The sequence below is a fragment of the Muribaculum intestinale genome (genome assembly GCF_002201515.1).
GTDB classification, from domain to species: domain Bacteria; phylum Bacteroidota; class Bacteroidia; order Bacteroidales; family Muribaculaceae; genus Muribaculum; species Muribaculum intestinale.
In genome coordinates this window covers 423120-437995 of record NZ_CP021421.1, presented here as the reverse complement: position 1 = coordinate 437995, position 14876 = coordinate 423120, and the positions used below count along the sequence as shown (strand labels likewise).

Annotated in this window: 11 protein-coding genes; 2 read left to right on the top strand and 9 right to left on the bottom strand. The window is 52.6% G+C overall.

Features of this window, described 5'->3' with window-relative positions; genetic code table 11:
- Nucleotides 1-230: 230 nt before the first annotated feature.
- From ADH68_RS01920 to pdxA, 5 genes are read right to left on the bottom strand one after another with little or no spacing between them, the layout of a single operon-like run.
- Nucleotides 231-941 carry an HAD family hydrolase gene (locus ADH68_RS01920; protein WP_068960023.1) on the bottom strand — a complete coding sequence of 237 codons (711 nt, stop codon included), beginning with the start codon at nucleotides 939-941 and terminating at the stop codon, nucleotides 231-233.
- Nucleotides 928-1887, bottom strand: coding sequence for a CDP-alcohol phosphatidyltransferase family protein (locus tag ADH68_RS01915; RefSeq protein WP_068961983.1), 960 nt, complete (start codon nucleotides 1885-1887; stop codon nucleotides 928-930). Before ADH68_RS01915 ends, ADH68_RS01920 begins: the two co-directional genes overlap by 14 nt.
- A 5-nt stretch (nucleotides 1888-1892) precedes the next feature.
- Nucleotides 1893-2762: an ATP-grasp domain-containing protein gene (locus ADH68_RS01910; protein ID WP_068960024.1), complete on the bottom strand. Its 870-nt coding sequence runs from the start codon at nucleotides 2760-2762 to the stop codon at nucleotides 1893-1895.
- A 57-nt stretch (nucleotides 2763-2819) separates the two neighbouring features.
- Nucleotides 2820-3530 (bottom strand): NTP transferase domain-containing protein, encoded by a 711-nt coding sequence (locus ADH68_RS01905; RefSeq protein WP_068960025.1) that lies wholly within the window; start codon nucleotides 3528-3530, stop codon nucleotides 2820-2822.
- Nucleotides 3531-3578: 48 nt separating this feature from the next.
- Nucleotides 3579-4682, bottom strand: a complete 1104-nt coding sequence (gene pdxA, locus ADH68_RS01900) for a 4-hydroxythreonine-4-phosphate dehydrogenase PdxA (RefSeq protein ID WP_068960026.1) — start codon at nucleotides 4680-4682, stop codon at nucleotides 3579-3581.
- A gap of 463 nt (nucleotides 4683-5145) precedes the next feature.
- On the opposite strand from pdxA, the gene ADH68_RS01895 reads away from it, so the two are divergent.
- Both ADH68_RS01895 and ADH68_RS01890 read left to right on the top strand, forming a co-directional pair.
- Nucleotides 5146-6237, top strand: coding sequence for a phosphotransferase enzyme family protein (locus tag ADH68_RS01895; protein ID WP_068960027.1), 1092 nt, complete (start codon nucleotides 5146-5148; stop codon nucleotides 6235-6237).
- A gap of 14 nt (nucleotides 6238-6251) precedes the next feature.
- Complete coding sequence (locus tag ADH68_RS01890; protein ID WP_068960028.1) at nucleotides 6252-7685, top strand: ATP-binding cassette domain-containing protein; 1434 nt, start codon at nucleotides 6252-6254, stop codon at nucleotides 7683-7685.
- Between the two features lie 45 nt (nucleotides 7686-7730).
- Here the strand turns inward: ADH68_RS01890 and ADH68_RS01885 are convergent, their stop codons facing one another.
- The 4 genes from ADH68_RS01885 to ADH68_RS01870 form a co-directional block, all read right to left on the bottom strand.
- Nucleotides 7731-9593: a peptidase U32 family protein gene (locus ADH68_RS01885; protein ID WP_068960029.1), complete on the bottom strand. Its 1863-nt coding sequence runs from the start codon at nucleotides 9591-9593 to the stop codon at nucleotides 7731-7733.
- A gap of 324 nt (nucleotides 9594-9917) precedes the next feature.
- Nucleotides 9918-11420 (bottom strand): polysaccharide deacetylase family protein, encoded by a 1503-nt coding sequence (locus ADH68_RS01880; RefSeq protein ID WP_068960030.1) that lies wholly within the window; start codon nucleotides 11418-11420, stop codon nucleotides 9918-9920.
- A 53-nt stretch (nucleotides 11421-11473) separates the two neighbouring features.
- Nucleotides 11474-12733: a glycosyltransferase gene (locus tag ADH68_RS01875; protein ID WP_068960031.1), complete on the bottom strand. Its 1260-nt coding sequence runs from the start codon at nucleotides 12731-12733 to the stop codon at nucleotides 11474-11476.
- A gap of 12 nt (nucleotides 12734-12745) precedes the next feature.
- A complete protein-coding gene (locus ADH68_RS01870) occupies nucleotides 12746-14689 on the bottom strand; it encodes a glycogen debranching enzyme N-terminal domain-containing protein (RefSeq protein WP_068960032.1) in 1944 nt (647 codons plus the stop codon).
- Nucleotides 14690-14876: the final 187 nt, after the last annotated feature.

The window sequence follows — 14876 nt, the reverse complement described above, 5'->3', positions numbered from 1 at the left end:
GATGGTTAATTTGTCTATTTGTTATTGTTGTTTTCGTTGTTGAAGCGGTGTGGGCAGAGCATAACACTGCGCCACGCTTAAATTAGCCCGTAAAAGTAGTCAGTATTTTTGAGTTGCAAAAAGATTTTTCGGCTAACTTTATTGAATTTTTGTGAAAAAACACTAAATATAAGCCGTATTGGTTAAAATGGCCTAATTGTTGGCTTTTTAGCCATTGTTATGTTAATAAATCAAAATGCTGCTTGGAGTACTTCGCCGATGTTTTTGATAATAGAGGGGTGGGTCACGACGTCTTCTTCGGCGGTCCACCCTTTGCCCTTTATCCAGGCCACACGGCAGCCTATTGTTTCGGCAGGCACGATGTCTTTTTTATAGGAGTCGCCTACGACAAGCACTTCTTCGGGTTTCATTCCGAGCGCATCTACTCCGAGGCGGAATATCTGCGGGTCGGGTTTGCGCACGCCTACAACTGCGCTTTCGATTATGCTTTCGAAGTACTGCAGCAGGTTGAAATCGGCAAGCACGGCCTGTACATTGCCATAGAAGTTGCTTACGAGCACCATAGGGATGTGGCGCTCGCGAATAGCCTCAAGCACCGGACGGGCTTCCTCTACGCACTCGCGCGCGCGTTCATAACAATAGCGTGCGATTTCAGGTGCCATGCGGCGAGCGTCATCGGCACTTATGTAGCCGTGGTCGGCAAGCCATCCCAGCTCTATCTGCATTTTCTTAAGCAGCAGGGTGTGGAAGTTGTCGTCGGGCATGATGTGGCGTACCTTTGCGAGTTCGCGTTCGGCATATACGTATGCTTCGCGGAATGTTTCTTTATCGACCGTAGTGCCGCTTGCGCGGTAGCCGTCCCAGATTATCTCGCTCCAGTGTACGCCGCGGCTGTCGATAGTGCCGCCGTAGTCAAATATTATACCTTTAATATTTCCCATCTTTAAGTTCTTTGGTGAAGTCGCGGCATATGTGTTCATGTCGTACAATCATATATACGAGCAATGCGTTGAGCACGATAAGCTCGAATGCGAAATATAGCCATGGCATCTGAAGGAAAAGTGCGGTGAACAAAGCTATCACACGCCAGTTGAAGGAGAGGATGTTGGTATACTTCATCAGCGGGAGGCTCTTCGCACGGAAAGCCTCCCGGAAATCCATAGGTATGACTCCTGATGCAAATCGCTTGCGTAGCTCGCGGCGCAGTGTCTGCATGGACGGGGTAAGGGCTTCCTGATTGGCTGTATATTGGGTATAGAATGTCAAAGTCAGTTTTTTCCAGAAGTTTTTGCTCCAGGAAAGGGTGGCCAGACGGCTGCGCAGCTCGTCGCATGACTCCAGCTCACTTCCTTCTTCTCCCTTAAGGAAGTAGAGGTGGAACTGACGGTAATAGTCGGCGGCGGCGGCCTGCTTAGCATGGCACAGACCGGTCACTACGGCTACTACCCATATCACCCATGGGTGGGCGCTGAAGAATTCGGATGTGATATTCTCGCGCAGGCATATGGCGATATATATCGATGCAAACCAAAGGTCGCCCGACAGGCCGTCGAGTATTCGGCCAAGGCGCGAGTATTGCTTTGTCATGCGGGCGAGCTGTCCGTCGGCTGAATCAAACGAATTGGCCCATATAAGCAGAAGCATGCCTATGACGTTGAGCCACATGTCGGGGAAATAAAACATTATTCCCGCGCCTATTCCGAGGAATATGGATGCTATGGTGATGGCGTTGGGAGTAACGCCGAGACGTTTTGCCAGACAAGCCCACATGTAGCCTATCGGGCGGTAAAATGCGAGGTCGATATGCTCTTCGGTGTCCATCGACTTGAGGGTATCTCGGTAGCTTACCTTCGCGGTCGGCCGGGCGGCGGTGTTGTTGTTGGCCATGGCGTTCATTTGCTTGTATGGTCTTTGATGGTGGTGAGTATGCACTTGGCGATATATGGGGCTGCCTCCTGACGGCATGGAGCGAAACTGGGCCAGTCGTTGAAGTCGATTATGCGTATGTCTCCGTCGGGACTTACTATGCAGTCACCACCATATATCTTTACATCAAGTACTTCTGATGCGCGCTGGCATATGTCGCGCATATGCTGCCGGTCAAATTCTATCCCTTTGCTCTTTCCGTTGATGGCTTCGTGGCCATATTTGGAGTGGCCTTCGTCGAACGGATAGAACCAGAAGAAGAACGGTGTGCCCTGCACGCCATAGAATTTAATCAGGTCGCCTACGAGATGTCGGTTGATGACGGCACGCTTTATACCGCGGAGAAAGTACTCCTGAAGTACTTCCTGTGCTTCCTCGGGATGGCGCACATAGCTTACATCCTCTTTGTGCATGGCATGGAAGTCGCCGCGTTTTATCCAGCACTGGCTGAACGCGGCATCCTTCAGTGCACCCTTCACACTCTCGTCGGTGTTTACGATAAGACTCTCGGGGTATGGGATATTGCTCCCTACGAGTATGCGGGTCATGCGTTCGCGTGTGCAGTTCTCGATGCCGTAGCCTGAATTGATTACAAGCACACCTTCATCCTCGAGTTGCTGCAGGCGCTGTATCGATTTCATTTCACGGCACATGTTGATGATTACCGGTTCGTTTACCTGGCCGTTGTTGAACTGTTCCTCGCTGTAGATATTGACTATGCATCCGCGTTTGCGCAGTTGGTCAGCCACAGCGTTGAATATCGCGGCGTCGTTGCCGATATGGTTTGGCGAATATGCTCCGGCACGCATTATGCCGGCAATATTGATTTCAGCCATTGCTTTTATTGTTGTTAGAAAGAGGTGTTGACAATTGGTGTGATTGTGATGAGCCGTTTATTCACCCTGCGATATGAACCGTCGGGCTGTCTCTATATCGCCGGCATGGTCAACGTCGACAATCTTGCTGAAAGGGAAGGCCTTAAGGGTGAGGCCTCCGTCGACGAGAGCTCGCTGGTAGTTGCGCATGCGGCTTGTGCCCTGTGCCAGACAGCGGTCGAGTATGCCGAGGGCGGGTGGGGTAAGCCCGTATATGCCTCCTGAGATGTAGCGTACGCCCACCCAGGGCTTGTCGCGGAAGGCTGTGATTGTCATAGATGGCTCGTCGACATCTATATACAATGGTTTTTCGTCGTCGATGAAAGTGGTTACCCCCATGTAGCCGTCGGCATCGTCGCTATCGGCAAATGCCTTTACGTAGCGGCGGAAGTCGGTCTCGTGGAATATCGTGTCGACAGTGGTGAGCACAAACTTTCCGCTTGAAGGGAATGTCCGGCTTACCTCATAAAACGAATGCATAGAGCTGGGAGTAGTCTTCACGACCAGATTGAATGGCACGGGGAGTGTCAGGCTCTCGAGATAATCGCGTACGTCGGTCATCTGCTCGTTGACGATTACCGACAGCGACTCGGCGTCGCAGTCGAGCATGATGTCGATGAGACGCTTTATCATAGGACGCCCGTCGAGGTCGACGAGCGGTTTGGGCAGTTGTATGCCCTCTTGTACAAGCCGCGAACCTTCTCCGGCGGCTATTATGGCGTAATGCACTGTAGTTGTGGTGATATGATGGATTCTAATATGCTCGTGTATGCTCTATTACTCCTGGGGATTGCTGTCATCCTTGCTCAGATCGAGCACTACGTTGTCTTTTCCTTTGTCGAAGTACTGGCGTCGCAGGGGATTGGCGTATGCCTCATCGAAATGCCGGCGTGAGCGGAATGTATCGATGGCCATATAGATTGCCTGTCGGAAAGATTCGTCGGAGGCTTTGCCTTGTCCGGCGATGTCGAATCCCGTGCCGTGGTCGGGCGATGTGCGCACGTAGGGAAGTCCGGCAGTAAAGTTGACGCCGGAGTCCATTGCGATAGTCTTGAATGGGGCGAGTCCCTGGTCGTGGTACATTGCAAGCACTCCGTCAAACTTGCGGTAGGCCTCGGTGCCGAAGAATCCGTCGGCGGCATACGGACCGAATGCGAGTATCTTTTCATTGCGGGCTTCTTCAAGGGCCGGAGCGATTATTTCGTTCTCCTCGTTGCCGAGCAGGCCGCCCTCACCAGCATGGGGGTTGAGCGACAGTACAGCTATACGCGGAGTGTCGATGTTGAAGTCGCGGCGTAGCGAGCGATTGAATATGCGCAGTTTGTCGAGTACGGCATCGCGTGTAATCGCGTCGGCTATTTTTGCAATGGGCAGATGAGTGGTCACGAGCGCTATGCGCAGACGGTCGTTGGCCAGTATCATCAGGGCCTTGTCGCCGTCGCCAAGCGACGATTCGAGATATTCGGTATGTCCCGGGAAGTGGAATGTCTCGCTCTGGATTGTATCCTTGCTTATGGGAGCTGTGACGATTACATCAATCTCGCCGGCACGCAAATCGGCTACAGCGCGCTCAAGGGCTATGAATGCAGCTTCGCCGGCGCTCTTTGAGGCTACACCCGGCTCGATTTTGAAATCCTCGCCTATTACATTTATTATGTTTACAGCATCATCCTTGGCCTGCCCTGCGGCAGTGATTGTGTTCATGGCCACCTGGGGAAGTTCCATCCCTTTTCTGTAGTAGGCGGCTATTTTGGCCGATCCGTATACTATCGGAGTACACAGCTCGGGAATCCGAGTGTCGCTTAATGTCTTTAATATCACCTCATAGCCGATGCCGTTGGGGTCGCCGTGGGTGATACCTACTTTTATTTTTTTGCTCATTGTAGGGTGTCGTTGTGAAAATGAGATGACGGAGCATTGTCCGGCACAAATATATGATATAAAATTGGGTGATGCATGAGACACGTAATTCAATACTCCCGATTCGGATTATTTGGTGTCTTGGCGGCCATCTGAGATGCCTGTGTACGGAGTATGCGAATGGCGATACTCCGGCTCCGGCATTCTTCAATGACCTATTGCCCCAATTTGCCCGTAAAATTACTCATTTTTTCAATTCCCTCCAACCCCGCAACCATTTTCCACCGTATAACCATTGTTGTTGGGCGTGCGGTAGTGTGCATAATATGCTGTTACGACTATTATGTATAGGAGTTTACATCAAGTGTTAACAATTTGGCAAGGTTGTGCAGTGGGGTTGTTGCAAATATAATGCCAATAAAAGAAAAGTGTGGTGGAATTTATATGTAAAAATGATTAAATTTGTGGATATAACTTTTCAACTATGACTGACTTCCATAAAATAGTGGCTCAATTTGCCACCCTTGGTACCGTTGAGAGTGTGAAGGCGCTCGGTAACGGTCTGATCAACGATACTTATGTGGTGCGTACCTCGGAGACCGATGCGCCCGATTATGTGCTGCAGCGTATCAATCATCATATATTCACGGATGTCGATGTATTGCAGGGAAACATCGAGGCTGTTACCGCACATATACGTCGTAAACTCCAGGAGGCCGGTACCGACGATATCGACCGCAAGGTGCTCCGCTTTATTCCTGTAAAAGAGGGTGGAAAGACTTATTATCATGACGGTGAAAACTATTGGCGCATGATGGTATTCATTCCCGGCGCACATACTCTTGAGGCTGTCACTCCCGAATCGTCGCGTTGTGCCGGAAAAGCGTTCGGCGAATTCCAGTCGATGCTTGTCGATATCAATGCCGACCTGAAGGAAAGTATCCCTGATTTCCATAACATGGAGTTGCGTCTGCGCCAGTTGCGCGAGGCTGTGGCGAGCGACCCCAAGGGGCGTGTTGCAGGTGTGCGCGACCTTATTGACGAAATCGAGAGCCGTGCCGACGAGATGTGCCTTGCCGAACGGCTTCATCGCGAGGGGCGTCTGCCAAAACGTATATGCCACTGCGACACAAAGGTCAATAACATGATGTTTGACGAGCAGGGGCGTATGCTGTGTGTGATTGATCTCGACACCGTGATGCCCAGCTACGTGTTCAGCGACTATGGCGACTTCCTGCGTACGGGAGCCAACAAGGGCGATGAGGATGACCGCGACCTCGACCATGTAGAGTTCGATATGGATATATTCCGGGCGTTTACCAAGGGTTATCTTGCCGGAGCCGGCGCGTTTCTCACTCCGGTTGAAATAGAGAATCTGCCCTATGCGGCGGCCATGTTCCCCTACATGCAGGCCGTAAGATTCCTGGCCGACTATATCAACGGCGATACATATTACAAAATACAGTATCCCGAGCATAATCTTGTGCGCACCCGCGCCCAGCTCAAGCTGCTTCACAGTGTCGACTCCCATACCCGTGAGATGCACGAGTATATCAAGTCGGTCGCTGCCGGGTGATATCCAGCCTGATTATGAAAGAACTTTTCACTCTGTGCAGCCCCATGCTTACATGGCGGATGCAGAAGATAGCGGTACCCGCCGGAGTAGTAATCCCCGAGGGTGTGACCGTTGTGTTCGGTCCTAACGGCGCAGGCAAGTCTACCCTCGGAAATATTATCGCAAAGGGATGGAACATCACCACCAACCGCATCACCACCTCGCGTGAGCAGAAGCCGTCGGTAAAGATGATTGAATTCGGCGACATACATTCGCTTGCCGGATTCCATACAGAATATTACCAGCAGCGTCTGGAGGCGACGATGAACGATGATGTCCCTTCTGTCGGCGACTTGCTGGGAACGCGCATGGCAATGCCACGATGGGGTGAGCTTGCATCGCGTTTCTCACTTGAGCATACGGTAGAAAAGAAAGTCAACTACCTGTCGAGCGGAGAGCTGCGCAAGCTGTTGCTCGTCAATGCCTTGCTCGATGCTCCCGAATTGCTTGTACTCGACAATCCGTATATAGGGCTCGACGCAGTGTCGCGCGATGTGTTTAATGACACCCTCCGCGAGGTAGCCCGTGAGGGTACATCCGTGATGCTGCTTTTGTGTAATCCGGCCGAGATACCCGACTTCACGGACATGTTTCTTCCGATTGACGGTATGGAGCTCGGCAATCCAATATATGCTCAGAATGGCTGTGATGATGTAACGGCCATGAGAGAGACGGCATGGTCGATGATGGACTATGCGGTGGATTTGTCGGCAATACCTTTGCGCCGCATGGAGGTGACTCCCCATGACATTACATTCGCTTTGCGCGACTGTAGGGTGGCATATGGCTCTACGGTTGTGCTCGACCATGTCGACTGGACTGTAAGGAAGGGTGAGTGCTGGTCATTGTCCGGGCCAAACGGCTCGGGCAAGTCATTGTTGCTTAGCCTGATATTTGCCGACAATCCACAGGCCTATTCCAATGATATCACAATATTCGACAAGCGTAGAGGTTCGGGTGAAAGCATCTGGGACATTAAGAGGCGTATAGGATATGTGTCGCCCGAGATGCATCTGTATTTCCGCTCGGGAGGCACTGTGGCTGAAGTTGTGGCACAGGGTCTGCGCGACACAATAGGCAATTTCGGCTCAGTCTCAGCCGAGGCCCGCGAGGAGGCCATGCGCTGGTTGCGACTGTTTCATCTCGAGGGAGTGGCCGATATGCCTTACCGCAATCTTTCGGCCGGCATGCAGCGTCTTGTTCTGATAGCAAGGACATTCATCAAGCATCCCGACCTGCTTATCTTCGACGAGCCGCTTCATGGCCTTGACGCCGCGCGCAAGCGTGCTGTGCGTGCCGTGGTCAACGAGATAGCGCGACGCGACTCTCCGACTTTGGTCTACGTCACCCACTATCTGCCTGAAGTGCCTGAGTCGGTTACACGCCGCTTTGCTCTCCAAGGGCGCTGAATGAAGGCCGTCGGAAAAACTCTCCGGCGCCCTTTGTTTTTCTTCTCAGAGTTTGACAACCTTCATGCGACATGCCGTACAATCGAAGTCGAGCCGTAGAGTAAGCCTGCGTCCGCCGGCGATATCAGCCGTGAGTGTGAGCGGTCCTTTCAATGATGTGCCCGACGGTGTGCGCAGACATGCTCCGAGCTCGCGCCTTACACAGTAGCGTGTGGTCATTACAGTCGGATTCTCTTCTATCCGGGGCGCTGTCTCTGTGGCCGGAGAGATTTTTCCGCTTACACCATGGTCGCGGTATACCTGGCAGGCAAGGGTGTTTGCCACGTTGTCGTGGCGCGACAGAGATGTGCCTGCGGGCCACATTGTGTCAGGATTCTCTTTGCGGCGCATGTCGCGGCGGTATGTGATTGCCGCCGTGCGGTCGAGCAGGGCGAAAGCGTTTCTCCTAAGTGAGGTCAGTGCCGATGCCGGTATGAATATATCTGCGGTAGAGGAATTGTCGATTTCCCCGGTTTGGTATATGGTGCCGCCGAGCTTTGCCAGAACGCGTTGCTGGGAGTCGGTCTGCGGTGTGCGGGCCATGTCGTGGCCTACACCGTAAATGGCTGTTGATATGTTGATACCGCGTGCGTCGGTCAGATTGAGCGCTATTCCATCGCTACCGACTGCTCGCAGAGCCATGTCGACCAGTAGTGTCCTTGTGGCCGCGCGTGAACTCTCGCGCTCAAACTCCATGTCGCTGTTGCGGTAAAGCACTGTGCCGGAGCGCGGTGATACTCTCGTTGCCGGAAATATGCGTGAACCCTCCACGCGGTTTACTCTGAAGCCGGTAAACCGGCCTGTAGGGTCGAAATATCCGAGTCCGTCGCCATTGGCGAGCGGTGTGTCGAGTGCCGCGATTATCGAGCCGTCGGGTTTAACGCTTTTTACCTTGCCCACCTTTTCACCTTGGGATTTCGGGGTGAGCATGGAAGCCATTTTCATATCCGGACGACCATTGGTGAGAAAATAGGGCGTAAATCCGCGGTTAAAGCTCTTTTCGAGCGACGGAGTAAACGGTATGGCGCTTTCCCCTGCCGAACTGCGTAGGTATATATCGGGATTCTTGTCAATGATTTTGTCAATTGCCTGGCGGTAGTAGGCAGTGACATTTTTCACATACGACTCGTCCTTCAGTCGCCCCTCGATTTTAAACGATGACACGCCAGCCTCAATCATCGGTAGCAGAGCCTCGGCCCGTCGCAGGTCGCGCAGCGACAGGTAGTGGCGAGGCATATCGCCAAAAGCCTTTCCGTTGCCATCGGTAAGGGTGAACGGCAGACGGCATATCTGTGCGCACTCTCCGCGGTTGGCGCTTCGTCCGCCCGCGACATAGCTTGCCTGGCAGTCGCCGCTGTAGCTTACGCATAGCGCACCGTGTACAAACGCCTCAAGCGGAGTGTCCGGCGCCGCATCGTGTATCTCTTTTATCTCGTCGAGGGTCAACTCGCGCGGGAGTACCAGCTGGCTGAATCCGAGTGCGGCCAGAAAACGTGCCTTCTCCGCAGTGCGTATGTCGCATTGTGTAGATGCATGTAGGGCTATCGGTGGCAGGTCGAGCCGGAGCATGGCCATGTCCTGTACGATAAGCGCATCGACTCCCGCTTTCCACAATCTCTTGGCAAGCAGTTCGGCCTGACGCAGCTCGTCTTCATATATTATTGTGTTGAGGGTGGCGTAGATGCGTACGCGAAACCGGTGGGCATAGTCGCACAGACTGGCGATTTCGTCGACTGTATTGGCGGCTGCCGCGCGTGCGCCGAAGCGGTCGGCTCCGATATATACAGCGTCGGCTCCGCAGTCAATGGCGGCGCGGGCAATGTCGGCTGTACGTGCCGGAGCGAGCAGTTCGATATGGCGGGGTGTCATAGGCTTAGAATGCAAAATATTGAGTGTCAGGATTTAAAAGTCTTGACTTTACTGGAGGTATCTGTATAAAATAAAAAAATTACTCGTCATCACGACGAATAATCTTTTTACCTTAAATCTAATACCATGAAAAACTGAGACAAAGTTAAGGATAGTTTTGTTAATACCAAAAAAAATCGTGCTCCAAATAGTGTATTTAACAAATTTTTGCCAAATTATTGAATTTATTCCACTAAAACCATTCGCTTTTAAGCAAAAAACAGGTGTGTCGCCAATCGTAGCGACACACCTGTATGTGATTATGAATATCAGTAATATTCCGGTTTAGGCTTTGGGCTCGTCGGCTGCGTCGTTTTTAGCCTTTTTGGAAGCGCGGGGTTTCTTTTCGGCTTTCGGTGCTTTTTCGACGTTTTTTTTGCATCCTTTCTTGACGGTTGCTTTCTTGGCGGGAGCTTCCTCTACCTGGAGATTTTCGTCAAGTTTCTTACCCTGGGCTACAGCAGCACGTGTGGCGTGCTCCTCGTTGAGGTGCTCGAGGTTGTTGCGCATCGACTGGAGCTCTTTGTTGAGCATCTCGATTTCCGAGTTCTGGTTGTTGATGGTTGAGAGCAGGGCGTTGAGCTCTTCATTGTCGATCGACTTGGGATATTGCTCGTCGACGCGCACGAGGAAGTCGGCCAGTACATTCATATAATTGGTGAATGCCTGATAGGGTGTCTCGTAGGGCGAGAACATCGCATGGGCGGCTCCGTCGTTGAAGTGCTTGGTCGACATGTAGAAGAAGTGGTCGGACGACTGCAGATGGTTCCAGTCCTGCTTGAGTCGGCGGTCGGTACAGAGGCGTACGCGTTCGGCCACTGAGTAGAGCTTGTTGAATGCCTCATTCTGGAGCTTGTTGCCGAGCCATGCCGAGGTGTCGTGTGCTTCGTCGGCCCATGAGATGGGGTGGAGTACGCTCAGTTCGGCTACCGGTTTGAGCTTGCTGATAGCGTCTGATGGAGTGATGAATTCCACGCCGCGTTCGGCAGCAAATCGGGGCAGAGCTTCAAGGAACTGGAATATGCCGGTTTCGCGCGGTTGGAAGTCGCCGAATGTCTCCAGATTCATGAAGAGGTTTACTACCTGCTCGTCGGCGGGGGTCGATGCAATCCAGTCGATATATTTGTCGGCTGTAAGCGGGTATGCCTCCCATGATGTGTTGGAGAAGTTGCGGGCGATGTCATCCGACAGTTTGTCGTTCTTAAGCAGCAGCTTGAGCTTCGGGCATGATGCGGCCTGATATACGTAGTTGGGCGATTTCCATCCGAGGATATGCTTTGCGCCTTCGGTGATTACGCCTTTGTATCCCATCGAGTGAATCATCGGGGCCATCTCGTCGCAGTAGATAAGCTCGGTATTGCGCAGGACCTTTGGGTGCTGTCCAAATTTCTCGTATATGAGCTGGTCATGGGCTTTTACCTGTGCCTCAAACTCTTCAGGGTCGATGAGCGAAGCCAGAGAGTGGGAATATGTTTCGGCAAGGAATTCGACACATCCGGTGTCGGCCAGTTTCTTAAGCAGGTCGAGGAACTCGGGCACGTAGATTTCGAGTTGCTCGATTACCACGCCTGTGAGTGATATGGCGCAGCGGAATTTGCCCTTGCTCTCCTCAATCATGCGCAGCAACGATTCGGCGGCGGGGATGTAGCTGCGGTGGGCTATACGCGAGAGGATATCCTCGTTGGTAAACTCGTCGTCGTAGTAGTGGTCGTTGCCGATATCGAAGAAGCGGTAGCGTTTTAGACGGAAGGGCTGATGGATCTGGAAATAGAAGCAGATAGCTTTCATAAGCCTATATGGTATTTTAATTTATTCGGTATTTGTTGTTATTGATTCTCTGTTTAGCGGTGGAGCACCTGATTGTAGATATTGATGACTTTCTGTCCTGCCTTGTCCCATGTAATCTGGTTTACCTCGGCGAGGCCGTCCTCTTTGAGCTGGTCGTGCATGGCCGGATAGCTTACGATAGCGTTAATCGCGTCGGCCATGGCATCGATGTCCCAGTAGTCGGTCTTTATCACATTGGTCAGGATTTCGGCGCATCCGCTCTGTTTCGATATAATCGACGGCACGCCCATCTGCATGGCCTCGAGAGGCGATATTCCAAACGGCTCGGACACCGAAGGCATAATGTAGACATCGCTGGCTTTCAGCATCTCGTATACCTGCTTTCCTTTCTGAAATCCGGGGAAGTGGAACCGGTCGGCGATACCTCGTGCGGCGGCGAGGTCAATCATCTTGTCCATCATGTCGCCGCTGCCGGCCATCACAAAGCGCACCTGCGGATTGTTGCGCAGCACTTTTGCGGCGGCCTCTACGAAATATTCCGGACCTTTCTGCATGGTGATACGTCCCAGGAATGTCACTACCTTCTCCTTGCAGCGCGGCGGATTCACATTGAGCAGCTCCTCGCTCAGTGGAGTCACGGCATTGTGTACGGTAGTCACCTTGGCCGGGTCGATGCCGTATTTGTCGATTACCGTGGCGCGGGTGAGATTACTTACCGTGATTATGTGGTCGGCGTGGAGCATACCATCACGCTCGATGTTGAACACGGTCGGGTTCACATTGCCGCGCGAGCGGTCGAAGTCGGTGGCGTGTACGTGGATTACCATCGGCTTGCCGGTCACCTGCTTGGCATGTATGCCTGCGGGATATGTGAGCCAGTCGTGGGAGTGGATTACGTCAAACTCCTCGGTACGGGCGATGACACCGGCGCATATCGAGTAGTTGTTGATTTCCTCCAGAAGGTTATCGGGATAGCGTCCGGAAAATTCTATACAGCCCAGGTCGTTGAGGCGCATATAGTTGAAGTCGGCATAGATATGGTCGCGCAGACGGAAGTATTCGTCGGGGTCCATTACATTGCCGATGCGGCTTTCTACATATTCGCGGCTTACGTCGCGCCATCCTACAGGCACCTGCGACGCTCCGATTATCTTGGCGAATGAGCGGTCTTCGTCGCCCCAGGGTTTGGGGATGACGAAGGTGATATCCATGTCACCGCACTCCCACATGCCTTTGGTGAGACCATAGCTGGCAGTGCCCAGACCGCCGAGGATATGAGGTGGGAATTCCCACCCGAACATTAATGCTTTCATTGGCAGAGGGGATTACATGTTTAACTTTTTGAGAGTGCGGAGAGTGCGGAGCACTTCGGCTACGTTGGATACCTGTGATATCGCTCCGTGGCCGCTGTATGGCGGGTTGCCGTCGTACATCTGCGATACGGAGCCGATGCAGTTCTGGCTCATCTCGTCCTCGAAGCCAATGAGCATGCGGTCGATATATCCTACACCCGAGTGGCCGTAGACCTTCAGATAGGCGTCGGCATAGGCTCCTATGAGCCATGGGCGGGCTGGGCCGTTGTGGTAGGCCTGTTCGCGCTCCTGAGGCGAGCCTACATAGAACGGACGGTAACCGTAGCTCTTGGGCGACAGTGTGCGCAGACCCTTTGGCGTCAGCAGCTCGCGGGTCACGACGTCGAGCACACCCTTGCGCTGGCGACGGTCGAGCGGGGAGTAGTCGAGTCCGATGGCCACAGCCATATTCGGGCGTACCGACGGGTCGGCGTATGTGCCGTTGACATAATCATAGAGGTAGCCGTGCTCGTTGAGGAATGTGTCGATGAATGCGGGCTTTGCCTCGTCGGCGAGGGTAGTCCATTCGTCGCGGCGTTTTTCGTAGCCGGGCACATCGGCGGCAAGCGCCGAGGCAAACATCAGAGCGTTGTACCATAATGCGTTGAACTCGACAAGCAGTCCGGTGCGCGGTATCAGCGGCCAGCCATTTGAGGTGGCGTTCATCCACGATACCGGAGTGTTGGTGCCGGTAGTGCCAACCAGTCCGTTGGTCTCCACGGCGAGGTTGGGATGTCCGCCGGCTATAATCCAGTCGAGTATGCGCGCCACTTCGGGCAGATACTCTTTTCTGGCGGCCTCGATACCCTGGTAGCGGGCATACTGCTGTATGGCCCATATGCACCACAGGGGTATGTCGGGAAGGTCGATGCCATGGATACGCTCGTCGAGCATCTCGTTGTCGATATAGTTGTTGAGCGCCTTGAGGATAGTGCCCATGATAGCATGGTAATCGTCGAGATGGTCAATGGCAAGCGTGCAGCCCGGTAGCGCCATGAATGTGTCGCGTGCGCGTATTGAGCCCCACGGATATCCCGAGGTGAGGTACATCTCTTTGCCTTCCTTTATATAGAACTGCTTGGCCGCGTTCTTCAGGCAGTTATAGAACGATGTGCGGCGTGTGCGGCCTGCTATTTCTGTTTCGTACAGTTTGCTGAGCGAACGGTGTTTTACCTCGCTTGTTCCGGCCGAGAAGATAATCGACTCGCCCTTCTTTATGGGTATCTCGAAGTATCCGGGCACCCAGAGATCTTCGGTGTAGGGGATACCTCTTTCAAGGTCCTTGATGTATTCGATGCCGTTGTACCAGTTGGGGTTGCTGACCCATTTGGCTTTCTGGCTGAACTGCATGTACAGCGTCGGAAATCCGGGATACAGACAGAAGCCTACGCCGTTGTCCACTTCGGTGAAGTCCTGGTTGAGGCGGTTGTTCTGTACCACCAGGTCGTTGGCTTCGCGGAATGCAAGGAACGGGCGGAACTGGAGCGTGGTGTCGGAGTGGGCGTCGACAAGAGTGTATCGGATGAGTATACGGTTTTCCTGCGAGATAAATACGGCTTCTTTGGTAAGAATCACACCACCTACGCGGTATGTGGTGCGGGGCACTGTCTCACAGTCGTATTCGCGGATATACTTGTGTCCGTTTGGACTGTATACACCTCCCTGATAGCGGTGGAGTCCGAGATTGAATGGTGCGCCGTGCTGGATTACCGTTTCATCGAGCGACGACAGCATCACAAAGTTTTTGTTGCCGAGCTCGGGAATCGGAATCACCAGAAGTCCATGCTGCTTGCGGGTGTTGCACCCTACAATCGATGAGCAGTGATAAGCGCCGGCCTGATTCGTACGGAGCATCTCTTTATTGAGCGACTGCTCCAAGTTAATCATGAGGTTTTTATCAAATTTAAGATAACTCATTTGGTGATATGGTTAGAATTTTAGTTTTAGATTTCTAAAGTCAGGGAGTACAGAGAATAAATACAATCGGTATTGGTATGGTTATAGATTTTCAGCGTACTCTGTTTTGATGGAGAGCTTCGAGGGGACGAGAGATTATACCCTGTTGCGGTGTATACTATATTTTGATTTCACAATGTTACAATTT

Excerpts from the sequence above, each read along its gene's own strand:
- ADH68_RS01910 (WP_068960024.1), bottom strand. The coding sequence starts at position 2,762 with ATGGCTGAAATCAATATTGCCGGCATAATGCGTGCCGGAGCATATTCG.
- ADH68_RS01880 (WP_068960030.1), bottom strand. The coding sequence starts at position 11,420 with ATGAAAGCTATCTGCTTCTATTTCCAGATCCATCAGCCCTTCCGTCTA.
- ADH68_RS01920 (WP_068960023.1), bottom strand. The coding sequence starts at position 941 with ATGGGAAATATTAAAGGTATAATATTTGACTACGGCGGCACTATCGAC.
- ADH68_RS01870 (WP_068960032.1), bottom strand. The coding sequence starts at position 14,689 with ATGAGTTATCTTAAATTTGATAAAAACCTCATGATTAACTTGGAGCAG.
- ADH68_RS01875 (WP_068960031.1), bottom strand. The coding sequence starts at position 12,733 with ATGAAAGCATTAATGTTCGGGTGGGAATTCCCACCTCATATCCTCGGC.
- ADH68_RS01885 (WP_068960029.1), bottom strand. The coding sequence starts at position 9,593 with ATGACACCCCGCCATATCGAACTGCTCGCTCCGGCACGTACAGCCGAC.
- ADH68_RS01890 (WP_068960028.1), top strand. The coding sequence starts at position 6,252 with ATGAAAGAACTTTTCACTCTGTGCAGCCCCATGCTTACATGGCGGATG.
- ADH68_RS01915 (WP_068961983.1), bottom strand. The coding sequence starts at position 1,887 with ATGGCCAACAACAACACCGCCGCCCGGCCGACCGCGAAGGTAAGCTAC.
- ADH68_RS01895 (WP_068960027.1), top strand. The coding sequence starts at position 5,146 with ATGACTGACTTCCATAAAATAGTGGCTCAATTTGCCACCCTTGGTACC.
- pdxA (WP_068960026.1), bottom strand. The coding sequence starts at position 4,682 with ATGAGCAAAAAAATAAAAGTAGGTATCACCCACGGCGACCCCAACGGC.